General features: G+C 69.2%; 12 protein-coding genes. 8 read left to right on the forward strand and 4 right to left on the reverse strand.

From position 1 onward, the window contains the following. The 6 genes from VGV60_08930 to tyrS form a co-directional block, all read left to right on the forward strand. A partial coding sequence (locus tag VGV60_08930; GenBank protein ID HEV8701379.1) for a zinc-binding dehydrogenase occupies positions 1 to 813 on the forward strand: 813 nt, incomplete at its 5' end. A gap of 483 nt (positions 814 to 1296) precedes the next feature. Then, a complete protein-coding gene (gene purM, locus VGV60_08935; protein HEV8701380.1) occupies positions 1297 to 2466 on the forward strand; it encodes a phosphoribosylformylglycinamidine cyclo-ligase in 1170 nt (389 codons plus the stop codon). A 3-nt stretch (positions 2467 to 2469) separates the two neighbouring features. Next, positions 2470 to 2658, forward strand: coding sequence for a hypothetical protein (locus VGV60_08940; protein ID HEV8701381.1), 189 nt, complete (start codon positions 2470 to 2472; stop codon positions 2656 to 2658). A 10-nt stretch (positions 2659 to 2668) separates the two neighbouring features. After that, entirely contained in the window at positions 2669 to 3307 is a 639-nt protein-coding gene (gene purN, locus VGV60_08945; GenBank protein ID HEV8701382.1) for a phosphoribosylglycinamide formyltransferase, read from the forward strand. Between the two features lie 125 nt (positions 3308 to 3432). Next, positions 3433 to 4224 carry a DNA repair protein RadC gene (gene radC / locus VGV60_08950; GenBank protein HEV8701383.1) on the forward strand — a complete coding sequence of 264 codons (792 nt, stop codon included), beginning with the start codon at positions 3433 to 3435 and terminating at the stop codon, positions 4222 to 4224. Between the two features lie 86 nt (positions 4225 to 4310). Continuing rightward, positions 4311 to 5546: a tyrosine--tRNA ligase gene (tyrS, locus tag VGV60_08955; protein ID HEV8701384.1), complete on the forward strand. Its 1236-nt coding sequence runs from the start codon at positions 4311 to 4313 to the stop codon at positions 5544 to 5546. Positions 5547 to 5548: 2 nt separating this feature from the next. Here tyrS and VGV60_08960 read toward each other — a convergent pair whose 3' ends face one another. The 4 genes from VGV60_08960 to VGV60_08975 are packed head-to-tail and all read right to left on the reverse strand — an operon-like array spanning position 5549 to position 9740. After that, entirely contained in the window at positions 5549 to 6211 is a 663-nt protein-coding gene (locus VGV60_08960; GenBank protein ID HEV8701385.1) for a hypothetical protein, read from the reverse strand. Then, a complete protein-coding gene (locus VGV60_08965; GenBank protein HEV8701386.1) occupies positions 6198 to 7073 on the reverse strand; it encodes a methyltransferase domain-containing protein in 876 nt (291 codons plus the stop codon). The genes VGV60_08960 and VGV60_08965 overlap by 14 nt, the downstream gene beginning before the upstream one ends. A gap of 40 nt (positions 7074 to 7113) precedes the next feature. Continuing rightward, entirely contained in the window at positions 7114 to 7566 is a 453-nt protein-coding gene (mscL, locus tag VGV60_08970; GenBank protein ID HEV8701387.1) for a large conductance mechanosensitive channel protein MscL, read from the reverse strand. An 11-nt stretch (positions 7567 to 7577) separates the two neighbouring features. Further along, positions 7578 to 9740, reverse strand: a complete 2163-nt coding sequence (locus tag VGV60_08975; protein ID HEV8701388.1) for a sodium-translocating pyrophosphatase — start codon at positions 9738 to 9740, stop codon at positions 7578 to 7580. Positions 9741 to 10001: 261 nt separating this feature from the next. Between VGV60_08975 and VGV60_08980 the strand changes: the two genes are divergently transcribed. Together VGV60_08980 and VGV60_08985 are read left to right on the forward strand one after the other, a co-directional pair. Next, complete coding sequence (locus VGV60_08980; protein HEV8701389.1) at positions 10002 to 11555, forward strand: amino acid permease; 1554 nt, start codon at positions 10002 to 10004, stop codon at positions 11553 to 11555. Between the two features lie 171 nt (positions 11556 to 11726). Next, the coding region (locus tag VGV60_08985; GenBank protein ID HEV8701390.1) for a S8 family serine peptidase at positions 11727 to 14639 on the forward strand (2913 nt) is incomplete at its 3' end.

A 14639-nucleotide genomic window follows, 5' to 3' on the forward strand; every position in this document is an offset into this window, starting at 1 on the left:
GGGACCGGCGTGCCGGCGCTCCGCCCGGGCCACCGGGTCGCCACCATCCAGCGGGTCCACTGCGGACGCTGCGACCTGTGCAAGCGCGGCCGCTCGACCCTGTGCAAGGAAGGGGTCTTCTTCGGAGAGGAGATTCCCGGCGGCTATGCCGAGTTCGTGGTGGCGGAGGAGCAGGGCCTGGCCCGGATTCCCGACGGCCTCGCCGACGAGGAAGCCTGCATCTGCGCCTGCACGATCGGGACCGCCCTGCACGTGGTGCGCGCCCGCGGGGGCGTGCAGCTGGACGAGACCGTCCTCATCACCGGCGCCTCGGGGGGAGTCGGGCTCCACACGATCCAGGTGTGCCGCCTGATCGGCGCGCGCATCCTGGCGGTGACCTCCTCGCCCCAGAAAGCCGATCGCCTCAAGGAAGCCGGCGCCGACGAGGTGATCGTCGCCCCGAATCTCAAGTTCGCCGAGGCGGCGCGCCGATTGACCGGCGGGCGTGGCGTGGACGTGGCGCTCGAGATCACCGGGGCCCTCACCTTCGACCAGGCGATCCGCTCCCTGGCCCCCGCCGGGCGGCTGATCGTGGTCGGCAATCTCGAGACGAAGCCGGTGTCCTTCATGCCGGGCCTGGTGATCCTGAAGGAGCTGGAGATCAAGGGCTCGTTCGCGACCACGACCCCCGAGCTGTCGGAGTCGTTCCGTCTGGTGATGGAGAAGAAGGTCCGTCCCGTCGTCTCCCGCCTCATGCCCCTGGCCGAGGCCCCGAAGGCGCACCAGCTGCTCTTCGACCGCGGCGTCACCGGCAGGATCGTCCTTCAAGTGTAGCGCTCCCCCCGTCGGCTGAACCCTTCCCCAGTCGCGGGTGGCGGGCCGCAGCGCCTTGCGGCTCATGCTCGGCGACGGGGCCAACCAGCCCAACTTGGCTCCGCGGCTTGCCTCGAAATCGCCGCAAAGCGCTGCGGCCCGCCACCTGTGGCTGGGCATGCGTCTCCGCCGGCCGGCTGGCGCCCCGCCTGGGCGATGATCCAGCGGCAGCGCCCGCGTGCGGAGGGCTTCCGGGCGGTGCGTCGCGGGCGGGAGCGGTGCGGCGCGACGGCCCGATTTCGAGGCAAGTCGAGGAGATCGGGCGATCTGGGGGGCCCCGTCGCCGAGCATGAGGCCCGCCGCGCCGCACCGCTCCCGCACGCAACTCGATGCAGGGAAAACCTCAGTGCGACAGGCGTTGACACTGGCGCGCCGTCCCGGGTTATAATCCGCGCCCCAAAACCATCAGTCCACGACAGTTGCGTCCATGCGGGGCGTCGGTCCATGCCAGGGAGCGTGAAGGGAGGAGGGCGGGAGCGCCCGGCGCGTCCCGCGGCGCCGCCGCAGGCCCCCGGGCGTGGCGACGGGGCCGCGCGCCGGCTCACGTACAAGGACGCCGGCGTCGACATCGACGCCAAGATGCGCGCCATCCAGAAGATCCGCCTTATCGCGCGGGGCACCTTCAAGAAGGGGGTCCTGAGCGACATCGGGTCGTTCGGCGGCCTGTACGACCTGGCGGCGGCGGGGCCGCTCCGCCGCCCGATCCTCGTGAGCAGCACGGACGGGGTCGGCACCAAGCTCAAGGTGGCGATCCAGGCCGGCCAGCACAAGACCATCGGCATGGACCTGGTCAACCATTGCATCAACGACATCCTGGTGCAGGGGGCCATGCCGCTCTTCTTCCTCGACTACATCGCCATGGGGAAGGTGGACGCCGGCGTGATGATCGACGTGGTGTCGGGCCTGGCGCGCGCCTGCCGGGAGGCCGGCTGCGCCCTGATCGGCGGAGAGACTGCGGAAATGCCCGACCTGTACAAGCCGGGAGACTACGACCTGGCCGGGTTCATCGTCGGCGTGGTCGATCGCGATCACGTCATCGACGGGGCGCGCATCGCCTCGGGGGACGTGCTCATCGGCCTGCCGTCCACGGGGCTGCACACCAACGGCTACTCGCTGGCGCGGAAGATCTTCTTCGAGCGGCGCAAGTTCCGGCCCGACACCCGCCTGCCGGAGCTGAACCGGACGGTCGGGGAGGAGCTCCTGCAGGTGCACCGGTCCTACCTGCCGGCGCTGCGCGGCCTGATCGCGACCGGCGCGGTCTACGGCCTGGCGCACATCACCGGCGGAGGCTGCACCGACAACATCCCCCGCATCCTGCCGCGCGGCATCGCGGCGCGCATCGACGTGGGAACCTGGCCGGTGCCTCCGGTCTTCGAGTATCTCCGGACCGAGGGGCGGATCGACGACGACGAGATGTTCCGGACCTTCAACATGGGAATCGGCATGGTCCTCGTGGTGCCGCTCCACCGGGAGAGCGAGGTCGTGAAACACCTCGATGGCCTGGGGGAGAAGCATTACCGGATCGGCGAGATCGTCCGCGGCAACCGGAACGTGATCTACGTCCGGAGGAGCGGGCCGGACCGCGCCGGGGCCCGATCCACGGCGGGAGCCTAAGCCATGCACGTCTACGTGTGGTACCTCACGGTGATGAGCCTCCTGTTCACGGCCAGCGCCTTCGTCCTGCTCGGTGCGGCGCTGGGGCAGGCGTTGCGCCACCGCATCGAGCGCGCCGCCGTCTATCTCGGCCTGACGCTCCTGTCCTTCGTCGTGGCGGCCGGGTTCTATTTCTTCCGCCGTCTCCTCTGAGGGAGGCGCCATGCCCCGGCCGGCGCCGTCCGCAAACACGATCGGTGTCCTGATCTCGGGACGCGGCTCGAACCTGCTCGCGATTCTCGATCGCATCGCCGCGGGCGATCTCGACGCCCGGGTCGCGCTGGTGATCAGCAACGAGCCGTCGGCGGCCGGTCTCCCGGCGGCGCGGGCCCGGGGCGTGCCGACCCTCGTCATCGATCACCGCAAAAGCGCGACGCGCGAGGAGCACGATCAGGAGATGGCCCGCGCCCTCGAGGCGACCGGTGCAAGGCTCATCTGCCTCGCGGGGTACATGCGGCTCCTGTCGGGGTGGTTCGTCGACCGGTTCAAGGGGCGAATCCTGAACATCCACCCGTCTCTCCTCCCGTCGTTCCCCGGCACTCAACCGCAGCGGCAGGCCCTCTCGGCCGGCGTCAAGGTCAGCGGCTGCACCGTCCACTTCGTGGACGAGCAGGTCGACAGCGGGCCCATCCTCCTGCAGGAGGCGGTGCAGGTGATGGACGACGATACGCCGGAGGCCCTGGAGGCCCGCATCCTCGAGGCGGAGCACCGGGTCTACAGCCGCGCCATCGCCCTGTTCTTTTCCGGCAGCCTGCGGATCGAGGGCCGGCGCGTCCTGGGGTCCGGCCCGACAGGCTCGTAGCCGGCGAACCGGCCCGCCGACTGTCCACTCCAGGAAGTGATCCCCCGCAAGGGGCCGACCGCGGACAGCGCCCGCATGCGGACACCGGGACGGGCCGTGCACCCTGTCGGCAGGCGGCACGACCCTTGCTATCGTTCGCAGCGATGCCCGACGACGCCATCCCCCTCGCCGATCCGATCCGTCCCGGCGCGCCAGCCGCGTCGTACCCCGCCGAGTCCCCCGGCGCGGGCGCCGCGCCGCGCCGCCCCAAAGGGGTCCGCGAGACGCCGATGGGGGCCTTGCGGCCACGGGAGAAGCTCCTGCGCTTCGGTCCTGGCGGACTGAACCAGTCGGAGCTCCTCGCCGTCCTCCTCGGCACGGGGACCAAAGGACGGAGCGTCGTGCGCATCGCCGAGGACCTGGTGAGCGCGCACGGCGGGCAGGGTCTTCTGGGCCTGTCGCTCAAGGACTGGTCCAAGGAGCGCGGCGTCGGCCGGGTGAAGGCGGCGCAGATGCTGGCCGCTTTCGAGCTGGGGCGCCGCCTTCTGGCCCCGCAGGGGGAGGAGCCGCGCGTCAGCTCCCCCGCCGAGGCGTACACCCTGGTGCGCGACCTCAAGAAGGCGCGCAAGGAGCACCTGGTCGCGCTCTACCTGGACGCGCAGAACCGGCTGATCTGCCGGGAGACCGTGTCGATCGGCAGCCTGAACACGACCCGCACCCACCCGCGCGAGGTGCTGCAGCCGGCGATCGTCAACTCGGCGCTGGCCTTCGTCCTGGTGCACAACCATCCCAGCGGCAGCCTCGACCCCAGCCGGGACGACGTGGAATTCACGCGCACCATGGCGCGCGCCGGCGACCTGATGGGGATCAGCCTGTACGACCACCTGATCGTGAGCCGGCGTGGATTCGTCAGCCTGAAGGAGCGCGGGCTGGTCTAGGAGCCTGCCCGAATACGCGGACAGGCTCCGACCGCGGCGGGCGCCGCGGCACGTGATCCTCCAGGGGTTGGTATAGACTTCGCGCCATGACGGCGGGCGCGTTCCCCCCGGTGGACGAGCAGATCACCTACCTGCGCAAGGGGGCGGTCGAGATCATCCGCGAGGAAGAGCTCCTCGCCAAGCTGGAACGCTCGCGCAAGACGGAAAGCCCGCTGACGATCAAGGTCGGCTTCGACCCGTCCGCCCCCGACCTACATCTCGGCCACACCGTCGTCCTCCGCAAGATGAAGCACTTCCAGGACATGGGGCACCGCGTCGTCTTCCTGATCGGCGATTTCACCGGGATGATCGGCGACCCGACCGGGCAGAGCAAGACGCGTCCGGTCCTGACGCGCGAGCAGGTGAAGCAGAACGCCGCCACCTACAAGAAGCAGGTCTTCAAGATCCTGCACCCGAAGAAGACGGTGGTCGACTTCAACAGCCGCTGGCTCGGCAAGCTGAACGCGGCCGGGTTCATCCACCTCGCCTCCAAGTACACCGTGGCGCGGCTCCTCGAGCGCGACGATTTTTCACGGCGCTACAAGGGGGGGCAGCCGATCGGCCTGCACGAGTTTCTCTACCCGATCGCCCAGGCGTACGACTCGGTCGCCCTGAAGGCGGACGTCGAGATGGGGGGCACCGACCAGACGTTCAACCTGCTCGTCGGGCGGGAGGTGATGCGCGAATTCGGGCTCGAGCCCCAGGTCGTCCTGACCATGCCGCTCCTCGAAGGCCTGGACGGCGTCGAGAAGATGAGCAAGTCGCTCGGCAACTACATCGGGATCAACGAGCCGCCGAGGGAGATCTACGGGAAGGCGATGTCGATTTCCGACACGCTGATGTGGCGTTACTGGGAGCTGTGCACCGACGCGACCGTCGGCGAGATCGCCGCGATGCGGCGGCGGGTCGAGGCGGGGGAGCTGCACCCGAAGCAGGCCAAGTCCGATCTGGCCCGCCGCCTGGTCGCCGACTATCACGGCGCGAAGGCGGCGGCGGAGGCGGCGGCCGAGTTCGAGAAGATCTTCGCCCGGAAGGAAACGCCCGAAGAGGTGCGCGAGGTCCGGCTGCCGTCGGCCCCGGATCCGGTCTGGGTGCCGAAGCTCCTGGTCGGGATCGGCCTCGCGAAATCGAACGGCGAGGCCCGCCGCCTCATCGAGCAGGGGGGGGTCTACCTCGACGGCGAGCGCCTCTCCGACACCAGCCGCGAAGTCCCCGCGGCTCCCGCCGCCACGTATCTCTTCAAGGTCGGGAAGCGCCATTTCGTCCGGGTCAGCTTCGGCTGAACTCAGGGAGCGGGAGGGGCCGCTTCCTTCAGCAGCTCCCGGATGCGGTCGTCCGGCAGGCCGGTGACGGCCCGCAGCCTGGAGATCGGCATGCCGGAGTGCCGTCGCACGAAGTCCTCGAGAGCCTGAAGCCCCGGCTCCGATTTCAGGTAGAACACCCGGTCGAGCAGGGTCTCGATCTCGTCCAGTTGTCCCTGCGGGTCCTTCTTTCCCGCCTTGAGCTCGAGGAGGACGGTGGTCGATCCCTGCCGGGCGAACGCGGCGAGGGTGCGGTCGTAGGCCGGGTTGGACAGGGACGGACCCGGGATGGCGCTGGCGCGCAGCCTCCTGGCCTCCTCCTCGTTGCGATAGACCGTCAGGCCGAGGCGGGAGCCCCCCTCGCGCGTGATGCGCTGCACGTAGACCGTCTCCAGGCTCTGGAACAGGACGGGAGAGCGCTCCCCCGGCTGGGCGATCCCTTCGAGGCGGGCGATGTTCGGCTCGGCGGCCCCCGTGGCCGCCTTCAGATCGATGCGCAGCCGCAGGGCCCGCCCCTCGAAGCGATCCCGGACGTCCTTGAAGATCTCGCGGTCGATCGCCCGGGCCACGCCGACCGGCGCGAAGAGCCCCGCGGCCAGAACCATCCCGGCGAGGGCGGCTCGGGGCGCGCCGTCAATTCGGGTCATCCGCATGGCCCCTTGAGGATACGCGACGCCCCGGGGCCGGGCGAACCCCCTCGGCCCAGGCGATGGCGAACCACAGCGCCGCGTCCGGTCGGTGCTTCCAGGCGTCGAAGGCTCGGAGGGCCGCGTCAAAGGTCGCCGCCGGCAGGAGCCCCCCGTCGATGATCGCCCGGCGCGCGCTGCGCACGACGCCCACGGCGTTCTCGACGTAGGCCTTGAAGTCCGGCGAGCCGGAGCAGGATCCGAAGAAGATCCAGGTGTTGCGTCGCGGCCGGGCACCCGCCTCGTACAGCAGGCTGACCAGCCGGCGTCCGACCGCGGGATCGTTGCCGAGCCGGTCGAAGCTCCTGATGTAGGCCTTCCAGAGGGGCGTGAACCCGGCAGGCTCCGGCCACAGGCGCAGGACGTCGTGGTCGTCATCCTCCAGGACGACGCGCCCCCCGGGCCGGACGGATCGGACCATCGCGCGGACGACCCGCAACGGATCGGGGACATGCTCGAGGAGGAAACGGGCATGGGCGACGTCGAACGATCCCCACTCGCCGCGCCGGAGGGGCAGGGCGAGCGCGTCCCCCCGGCGCCACGCGACCAGGTTGCTCTCGCCGGCCCGCCGGGCGGCGCGCCGGGCCCCCTCGATCTGCTCGCGGCTGCGCTCGATGCCGAGCACGCGGCCGCCGGTGCCGGCGGCGCGCGCCAGGTCGCGCGCGAACTGGCCAAGACCGCTGCCGACCTCGAGGATCCGCTCGCCCCCGCGCGGAGCGAGCTCGCGCAGCGACACCCGGTTGATCAGGGTGTTGAGGCGGGCCAGCCGCTTCTGCTCGCGCGGTTGCGTCCCGTGCAGGTAGCGCGAGCGGGTCGGAGCCATGCGGCGGATCCTCACATCGCGTCGGGCCGATCGCGCCCCGTCAGCGCCCCGGCGCCGCCTGCAGGTCGGAGGTGCAGAAGGCGCAGCGGGTGGCCTTGAACGGAATGCTCGAGAGGCAGCGCGGGCAATCGCGCGTCGTGGCGGCCGCGGCCGGCGCAGGCTTCTGGCTCTTCAGGCGGTTCACCTGCTTGACCAGGAGGAAGATCACGAACGCCACGATGATGAAATCGAAGATGTTGTTCAGGAACAGGCCGTAGTTGATCGTGGGGGCGCCGGCCGCCTTGGCCTCGGCAAGCGAGGCGTAGGGGTTGCCGGACAGGTTGACGAACAGGCTGGAGAAGTCGACCCGCCCCACGAGGAGCCCTATGGGCGGCATCAGCACGTCGTTGACGATGGACGTGATGATCTTCCCGAACGACGCCCCGACGATGATCCCGACCGCCATGTCGAGGACGTTCCCCTGCAACGCGAATTTCTTGAACTCCTGCAGCATGCGGCCCTCCTTCAGATGAACAGCGGAGCCAGGACGAGCGTGATCGTCGACAGGAGCTTGATCAGGACGTGCAGAGACGGCCCGGCCGTGTCCTTGAACGGATCGCCGACCGTGTCGCCGACGACGGCAGCCTTGTGGGGCTCGGAACGCTTGCCGACCACCACCCCGTCCACCTTGAACAGTCCCGATTCGATGTATTTCTTGGCGTTGTCCCAGGCGCCGCCGCCGTTGTTCATGACCGTCGCCATCAGGATCCCGGCGATCGTGCCGACCATCAGGACCGCGGCCACCGACTCGGCGCCGACGTGCCCGTAGGGGGAGAGGTACTTGAAGGAGAAGCCGACGGCGACCGGGGTGAGGACCGCCAGGAGCCCCGGCGCGACCATTGCCTTCAGGGCGCCCACGGTGACGATGTCGACGCAGCGGGCGTAGTCCGGCTTGGAGGTCCCCTTCATGATCCCGGGGTTCTCCCGGAACTGCCGGCGCACCTCGCCGATCACGACCTGCGCCGCCCGGCCGACCGCCTTGATCGCCATCGAGGAAAAGACGAAGACCAGCGTGGCGCCGAGCAGGCCGCCGACGAAGACCGGCACGCGGGTCAGGTCGACCCCGATCACCGATCCGGTGATCTTGGCGACCTCGTCCAGGTAGGCGCTGAACAGCAGGAAGGCGGCCAGGGCCGCCGAGCCGATGGCGTACCCCTTGGTCAGCGCCTTGGTGGTGTTGCCGACGGCGTCCAGCCGGTCGGTCTTCTGCCGGATCGCCTCCGGCTGCTTCGACATCTCGATGATGCCGCCGGCGTTGTCGGTGATCGGCCCGAACGTGTCCATCGCCAGGATGTAGGCGCACGGCGCCAGCATCCCCATGGTGGCGATCGCCGTGCCGTAGAGCCCCGAGCCCGGCATGCTGCCGAGCGCCATCTTGCCGCACCAGTAGGAGCCCATCAACGCCGCCGACACGGTGAGGACCGGAAGCCCGGTGCACTCGAACCCGACCGCCAGGCCGCTGATGATGTTGGTCGCCGGCCCGGTCCTCGAGGCCTCGGCGATGGAGCGCACCGGACGGTAGCGGTACTCGGTGTAGTACTGCGTGATCAGCACGAACGCGAAGGCGGTGACGATGCCGATGATCCCGGCCAGAAGCAGATACCCCTGGCGGACTTCGCCCGCATACCCCGTGACCGGCTTGAGGAGCATGTAGACGGCGGCGGCGAACCCGAGCATCGCCAGGATCGTCGTCACCAGGTAGCCGCGGTTGAGGGCGCGCATCGGGTCTTCGTCCTCCCGGCAGCGCACGGTGAACACGCCCACCGTCGTGGCGATCAACCCGAAGGCGCGGGCGAGGAGGGGGAAGAGGATGCCGCCCATCCCGAACACCGGATAGAGCGCGATCCCCAGGATCATGGCGCCGACGTTCTCCGCCGCGGTCGACTCGAACAGGTCGGCGCCGCGGCCGGCGCAGTCGCCGACGTTGTCGCCCACCAGGTCGGCGATGACCGCCGGGTTGCGCGGGTCGTCCTCCGGGATGCCGGCCTCGACCTTGCCGACGAGATCGGCCCCGACGTCGGCCGCCTTCGTGTAGATGCCGCCGCCGAGCTGCGCGAACAGGGCGACGAACGAGGCGCCGAAGCCGAACCCGACGATCTGCAGCGGCACGTGCCGGTAGTCCTGCATCCCGCCGAAGAGGTAGAACAGGCCGCCGACGCCCAGGAGGCTCATCGACACGACCGACAGGCCGCTCACGGCCCCCGCGCGCAGGGCGATCTGCAGCGCCTTGTTGAGGCTCGTCATGGCGGCCGCCGCGGTCCGGATGTTGGCCCGGATCGACACGTACATGCCGATGTAGCCGGCGATCGCCGAGCAGAGCGCTCCCGTGACGAACGACAGGGTGATCTTCCAGGCCACCCCGGAGCCCATCTCGGCGATGTTCTTCACCTCGCGGTTGGCGAAGTAGAAGCCGAAGATGAGCAGCGCCGCCACCACCGACAGCGCGGCGATCGTCCTGTACTGGCGGGACAGGAAGGCCTCGGCCCCCTCGCGGATGGCGTCCGAGATCTGGCGCATCGCGGCCGTGCCGTTGTCGGCCGCGAGGACGTGCTTCGCCAGGAAGGCTGCCACGACCAGGGACAGAACGCTGATTCCAAGAACCAGCGGCAGAACGGTACCGACGTCCATGAACACCCTCCTGTGTTCGATCGGGACGAGAGGCCCGCCGCGCTCGGCTGTCTGGGGGCGGCCCCTCCCTGAGTTGAGGGGCCCGGGGGCCCCCGAAGACGCGGGAGATTATCCTTCCTGCCCCTTTTGCGTCAAGCGGATGGAGCGGCGGATGGAGCGGGGCGACGCAGGGGCGGGGCGCCTTGTTGCGTCCGCCCCGAACTTGGACTACGCTTCGCCCCGCAATTCAGTCGCGCCACGCATTCTCACAACGCGAGATCGATGGCTCAACCGGCCGCAGCGGTCGAAGACAAGTCAACCGGCCTGATTCGCGGGCTGGGGCTGCTCGACTCGACGATGATCGTCGCCGGGTCGATGATCGGAAGCGGCATCTTCATCGTGTCGGCCGACATCGCGCGGCACGTCGGCTCGGCCGGCGGTCTCATCCTCACCTGGGTCATCACCGGGCTCCTGACGGTCACCGCCGCCCTGTCGTACGGCGAGCTGGCGGCGATGATGCCGTCGGCCGGCGGCCAGTATGTCTACCTGCGCGAGGCGTACTCGCCGCTCTGGGGCTTCCTGTACGGCTGGACCCTCTTCCTGGTCATCCAGAGCGGCACGATCGCGGCGGTGGGGGTCGGGTTCGCGCGCTACCTCGGCGTGCTGGTTCCGTGGATCTCGCCGACCGCGTGGATCGTCGAGCCGATCAACGTCTCGTCCAACTATGCCCTCAGCCTGTCGCGGCAACAGCTCGTGGCGATCGTGATGATCGCTTTCTTGACCTACCTCAACACCCGCGGCCTCAAGGTCGGCAAGCTGATCCAGAACGTCTTTACGTCCGCCAAGACCCTGTCGCTGCTGGCCCTCATCGTCCTGGGTGTGATCCTCTGCCGGAACGCCGAAGCCGTGGCGGCGAATTTCGCCGGGGCGTTCACCCCGCGCGATCCCCTGACCATCCGGCCCGATGTCTCCTTCATGCCGGCCGTCTCGGCCGCCAGCGGGCTGTTCGGCCTCGTCGTCGCCTTGTGCGTGGCCCAGGTGGGATCGCTCTTCTCGTCCGATGCCTGGAACAACATCACGTTCATCGCCGGCGAGGTGAGGGATCCGAGACGCAACGTGCCGCTGTCGCTGGCGCTCGGGACCGGGCTCGTGATGACTCTCTACGTCCTGGCCAGCCTCGCCTATCTCTGCGTCCTGCCCCTGGCCGGCATCCAGCACGCCCCCGACGACCGCGTCGCCACGGCCGCCCTGCAGGCGATTTTCGGCAACGTCGGTGCGGCGATCATGGCGGTGGCGATCGTCATCTCGACGTTCGGCTGCAACAACGGCCTGATCCTGGCCGGCGCCCGGGTGGTCTACGCCATGGCGCGCGACGGCCTGTTCTTCCGCTCGACCGGATCCCTCAACGAGCGCCACGTCCCCGGCATGGCCCTGGTGATTCAGGGGATCTGGACCGCCTTCCTCGTCCTGCCCCGGACGCGCCTGCGGGACGCCGCGGGGAGCCCGCTCCTCGATCCCGTGAGCGGCGCCGAGACGTACGGCAACCTCTACAGCAACCTGCTGGACTACGTCATCTTCGCGGCCGTGACGTTCTACGTCCTCACCATCGCCGGCATCTTCGTCCTGCGCCGCAAGCGGCCGGACGTCGAGCGCCCCTACCGCGCCGTCGGCTATCCGGTCGTGCCCCTCCTGTATGTCCTGGCCGCCACGATCATCCTGCTCGTCCTGATCACCTACAAGACGCAGACGACCTGGCCCGGCCTGGTGATCATGCTGACCGGCGTGCCGGTCTACTTCCTCTGGCGGCGGCTGGGCGGGGCGACGGCCGCGAGCTAGTGTCCCTGCAGGCTGGTCCGCCAAGTAAAACCTCTTGATGCCTGCCGTTGGGGAGGGGGCCCGGCTGCCGGCCTCCGCCGGATGCGTTCGCCGGAATCGGATTGACAGGCCCTCATAACCGTCGTATTTTGAGGTACTCGCCGCCGCTGCTTCACATCTGAGGAGGACACCGTGAGACTCCCTGCCGACGGGTCCGCCGGACAGTTGTACCTGCGCGCAATCGCTCTCGTCGTTCCCATTGGCGCATTGGCCGTCGTGGGGATGTCCCTCCTCGCGGCCCCCGCCGAGGTGGACGAGGAGGACGCCTTCATCGCCAAGCTGATGGAGATGGACGCGAAGAAGATGGCCGGCGTCCATCTGCCTCCCGCAACGCTGCGGCCTTCCGGATTCGCGGTCTGCGGCGAGGATTTCAAGTCCCCGCGGCGTGTCGATGGCGACCCCAGGGGATTGCTGCGGACGAACATCGCGGACATCGACCCGAAGAACCCCGAGGCTGCGCTTCGCGGCCTGCCGGCCGACCTCCAGTTCGCGGATAACGAGGTCACGCGCCTGGGCGCCAGGGGTCATCTGACCCACGGACCCGACTACCTCATGCTGAAGCCGGAGGCGATCGCGGCGAAGGGGCTGGACGCCGTTCTCGACGGCATCCGCCGGGACGTCACCTCCATCATCGACTACCGGGCGAACTCGACGATTCTCGCCTACGTCGAGGCGGGACAGGTTGGGAAACTGCGCCAGAACGAGGACGTGGCCTTCTTCTATGCCATGCAGCCGGGGGACAAGATCGACATGACGGCCGGCCGGCGCCCGCTGATCAACAGGGAGAGGGCGCTCGACCCGACCTTCCTACTCGAGGTAGCCATGGTGCCGGGCGGCAGCGGCCAGGGGGCGAGGGACCGTCTCGCGAAGATCCCCGGCGTGGTCGACGTGGCCGACTACGGCGTGGATGGCTCGGCCTACCTGGTCCGCGCGGACCACAAGGCTCTCGGAAGGATTGCTCGTGAGCCCGAGGTCCTGCACATCCAGGAATCGCTGGAGCTGATGCAGCTGAACTCGAAGGTTCCGGTGATGGTCCAGGCCGGCTCGGCGGAGGACGCCCACTTCATCCGGCCGTTCGACGACGCCGGGGTCGACGGCGGCGGCATCGACACGAACGCCGACGGCCAGAGGGTGAACAACGGGACGGACACGGTGCCGCCCCAGCTCGTGGGCGTCATCGACAACGGCATCTCGGCCGACACCCCCAGCTTCTCGCAGACCGCCATGCAGGTCTTCGACATCCAGCACAGTTTCCCCGCGGCCAACCACCGCAAGGTCCACTCGATCATCGCGGTGCGTGACAACGGCGACGACTGCGACGGCGTGCTCGACGGCGCGGGCAGCCACGGCAACACCGTGGCGAGCGCGATCGCCGCATGGCCGAGCGGAGTCGGCGTCTTCGCGACCCGGTCCGGCCTCGGCGGGGGCGGCCAGCCTCGCAACGCCAACCTCGACGGCGTGGCCAAAGGGGCCCGCATCATCGTGAGCGACGTCGCCGGCCGGTCGCTCTGCACGATCAACTCCCTGATCGAGAGAGGGGGGAACGTCGATCCCGGCAGCCTTGCCACGCGCCTGGCGGAGCTGATCTGCCCGCGCAGCGGCGGCACGGGCCTCTGCGCCGGCATCGTGGGGGGCGGGGCGGAAACGCACCTGGCGGTCACGCCGTTCGGCGCGCCGGACAACTTCTCCACCACCCAGTTCCTGGCGACGAACGGGACCTACCCGCAGCAGGCGGCCGACATCGACAAGTTCCTGTACAACAACCGCGACTTCATGGTCTTCGCCCCGGTCGGCAACAACGGCGGTTTCTCCGGTAACAATCGCGTGGGGCTGATGCTCTGTGTCATCCCCGACCTGTTCAACGGGACGGCGGCCGATGAGGACCCGAACGTCTCGCGGCCGATCCAGACGCAGCCCCCTTCGACCGCGAAGAACCTGGTGTCGGTCGGCGGGACCCGGACCGACGCCGTGACCGTTTTCGGGACGAACGACCAGGAGAACAATACGGTCTGTTTCGGATCGAAAGGTCCGGCGACTCTGGAGTCGCTGCGCATGGCGCCTCTCGTCACGGCCCCCGCGACCGACCTGCTGTCGCTGACCTTCGAGACGGCCTCCATCGCAGCGTTCCGCAGCCGCGACAACAACAACGTGTTCCCGGTGGACGCCCAGATCGACGAAGGGAACTTCGGGACGTCGTACGCCGCCGCCTACATGGCGGGGGCCGGAGCGCTCATCCGCGACTACTTCGCGCAAGGCTTCTATCCGACCGGCGATCGGCAGCCCGCCAACCTCGTTCCGAACGTCTCGGGGGCCCTGGTGAAGGCCGCCCTGGTGGCCTCGGCCAAGTTCGGCGTCCTGGTCGGGACGCAGGGGCAGGATGTCAACGAACGGAACCTCCGCCGCACCCGCGGCATGAATCTCGGTACGGTGGGAGGAGTCTTCATTGGTGTGATGGGGAACAGCGAGCAGGGATACGGCCGGGCGGTCCTCAGCCACACGCTGCCCCTGTCCAACTGGTCGAAGAACTTCGTGACCAGCCCGAACGCCCCGTCCACCCCGGAGCACCCCGCCCGGGGTCTTCTGGTGTGGGACGACATCGCCACCGGCGAGCCGGCGATCGACAACGTGACTACGTCGAAGACCCACAGGTTCCGCGTGGGCAGCCCGCGGACCATCGTGGGCGCGGGCGGCGGGCTGGCGGTTCTCAGGAGCGAGCTGGTCATCGGACTGGCCTGGACCGACATCCCGTCGGCGCCGGGGAGCGGCGGACCGCTGGTCAACGACCTCGACCTGGTCGTGACCTCGCCCGGCCCGGACAACTGTCTCGCCCCGGGCGATCTGAAACCGGACGGCGTCACCGTCTGCCCGGCCGGCTCGGCGACGGACAACCTGGCCTACGACGGAAACGTCTACAATGGCGGCCATAACGCGCCGTGGACCGACCAGTACTCCCTGGCCCGTCCGGCCGCTTCCGGCGAAATTCACGACCTGCGCAACCCGCAGGAAGGGTTCCACCTCAACTCCGATCCGAACCAGGACCGGAAC

It is taken from the genome of Candidatus Polarisedimenticolia bacterium (genome assembly GCA_036001465.1).
Classification (GTDB): domain Bacteria; phylum Acidobacteriota; class Polarisedimenticolia; order Gp22-AA2; family Gp22-AA2; genus Gp22-AA3.

Excerpts from the sequence above, each read along its gene's own strand:
- purM (HEV8701380.1), top strand. The coding sequence starts at position 1,297 with ATGCCAGGGAGCGTGAAGGGAGGAGGGCGGGAGCGCCCGGCGCGTCCC.
- VGV60_08940 (HEV8701381.1), top strand. The coding sequence starts at position 2,470 with ATGCACGTCTACGTGTGGTACCTCACGGTGATGAGCCTCCTGTTCACG.
- purN (HEV8701382.1), top strand. The coding sequence starts at position 2,669 with ATGCCCCGGCCGGCGCCGTCCGCAAACACGATCGGTGTCCTGATCTCG.
- tyrS (HEV8701384.1), top strand. The coding sequence starts at position 4,311 with ATGACGGCGGGCGCGTTCCCCCCGGTGGACGAGCAGATCACCTACCTG.
- VGV60_08960 (HEV8701385.1), bottom strand. The coding sequence starts at position 6,211 with ATGACCCGAATTGACGGCGCGCCCCGAGCCGCCCTCGCCGGGATGGTT.
- VGV60_08965 (HEV8701386.1), bottom strand. The coding sequence starts at position 7,073 with ATGGCTCCGACCCGCTCGCGCTACCTGCACGGGACGCAACCGCGCGAG.
- mscL (HEV8701387.1), bottom strand. The coding sequence starts at position 7,566 with ATGCTGCAGGAGTTCAAGAAATTCGCGTTGCAGGGGAACGTCCTCGAC.
- VGV60_08975 (HEV8701388.1), bottom strand. The coding sequence starts at position 9,740 with ATGGACGTCGGTACCGTTCTGCCGCTGGTTCTTGGAATCAGCGTTCTG.
- VGV60_08980 (HEV8701389.1), top strand. The coding sequence starts at position 10,002 with ATGGCTCAACCGGCCGCAGCGGTCGAAGACAAGTCAACCGGCCTGATT.